Genomic DNA, 2,087 nt, shown 5'->3' on the forward strand with positions numbered 1-2,087 from the left:
AAAAAAAATTGCGCTCGGGGATGTAATTTAGGCTAAGCCATTGGTTTTGCTAAGAGAAAAAAACGTATCGGTGAATGCGGATATTTGGGTTTTGGCCTTGTGAACAATGTTCATCGACCTGGGTTTAGCTGCTATCGCTACTGCGTAGCTCGGCGAAGCCAGTGTGAAATCATGGGGTTATTGGGTAAGGGTTGAGTGATTTGCTCGGGTGTTTTGTGGCCCTGGTGAGCGGTGAGTGAGCGGATAAGCGTGCGCGTGGTTTATCCGTATGTTTAGCAAGAGCTGTGCCAGTGTTGAGCCTAGCAAGCCCTTGGTTGAGCTTAGACCTTTGGCTAGCCTAGTGGAATAGCATGGTTAGTCTAGGGTTTTGCTTAATTGACAAAAATAGTAGAACAAAGACAGACATTGATTTAGATCAAAGAGGCTTGGCCTAGGTCTTGCATCGTGTGCTGCCTATGGGATTACATATCCCTTGATTGCCTAGGAAAAACAGTGGCTTAGCCGAATGTGTGCCCTGGGTTGAGCCTTCCGATATATCGCAGACCCCTCGGTGAGCCTTCTTAGAGCCATCGGACCCCCACCAGGGGGGAACCTCGCCACCCCCGTTTCTACGCTACCCTTTCACATTTTTCCACCATTTTTGAAGCACCATGGATAATCATATATAGATAATGACCATAGGCAATACACTAAGGTATAACAACTAGGATATTGAACCTAGGTATACCTCCTATGTGAAGGAACATAGTGACTGAACATAGGAGAGAGGGAAGGTAACACAGGGATTTTGAACCTAGGTATAACCTTGTATAAGGAGGTAAAACCCAGGGGTATAATAGTGTTGAACCCCCCTCCCCCTTCTAGTGTGGGTGGAAATTATAACCTATTGTTTTTATTTATCTTCCTTTCAAGGTGAACCAACGGTCTTTCCGAGGGGTTCCCACCTGAAAAGCATTGTCCATGAACCCCCGTAGGGCCTCATCGAGTAGCCTTTGTTTCTCAGAGGCAATGCCCCGGTCAGCATCCTGGCCGATCTTTTCCACCCAGTAGCTCACACCGATAGCCAAGGCATCCAACCTATCGTCATGCTTCAAGGCACCCTTGTCATACGATATGCGAGACAACTGGTATACCAAGGTCTTAGTGTACTTGTTGTCAGCATCATATGCCTGAGCACTCTTGTAGTCATCCTCGATAACTGATCGTTCAAACACCAGCTTATGCCTGTTCATCACAGGTTCAAGGGTATCGATGATACGCCTCTCTTTCTGGACCGAGTGTTTGACCTCCTCGATGATACAAGGATGGATTCTCGCCATGATCGGCTTCAGCAGCTCCGTATACATGCCGTCACCAAAGTTGGCTTCCACCACAATGTGGTTCACTTGTTCCTCTTTGGCGATCGTCGCTAGTCGGGTAAGTGTTGCTGTATCGTAACCACCGGGTAAACCTCCTGCTCTACGGACATAGAGGAACCCATTGAGCATCTTGATCACACAGTAGCCGGTTTCATCCTTGCCTCGACCAGAGGGGTCAATAGCCATGACGGACCCAGTGTATTCCTTGAACTCATCCGAGTGGGCAGCAGGACCATAGAAGCGATCCCCTTGCATAGCGAGGTTAGGCAGTTGCTTCCATTCTCGTTTGAGGTCAGGTAGCCACTCCACCTTCATCGGGGCCTTTTCCACCTGGGTGTCCATCACGATGAGGTCCCTGATCTTCAAGGGGAACCTATCCATGTCGGAGAGCTGGGTGGACAACATGAACTGCAAAGCGTAGCCGGCTCGGCCATATTCGGCCTTTCGCTCAGCAAGGTCCATCGCAGAGAACCGCATAGGATCGGTTGGGGAGCCCGCTGGCAGGCGTTTCAGCAACTTGGCTACATAGGGGGCCAGATTGCTTCCATAGGTGTCAGGATCAGCCGGAACCTCAGCAGGCCACACCCGTATTTCAAAGGTATCCGGCAGCTTGTTGTAAATGGAGTCTTCGGTCTGGGGAGTACCTAGGTAGATGATCTTGGAGGTATCTAACGGCTTGAGGATCGCTGAGAACTCTTTAGTTCTTTCGAGGAGCTTTTCCCGCATGTC

General features: G+C 49.5%; 1 protein-coding gene. It reads right to left on the minus strand.

Annotation, left to right across the window (positions count from 1 at the left end):
- Positions 1-896 precede the first annotated feature (896 nt).
- Positions 897-2,087, minus strand: a 1,191-nt coding sequence (terL, locus tag M2320_RS23135; protein ID WP_264599318.1) for a phage terminase large subunit, incomplete at its 5' end; no start/stop codon positions are given.

It is taken from the genome of Rhodoblastus acidophilus (genome assembly GCF_025961575.1).
GTDB lineage: Bacteria > Pseudomonadota > Alphaproteobacteria > Rhizobiales > Beijerinckiaceae > Rhodoblastus > Rhodoblastus acidophilus_C.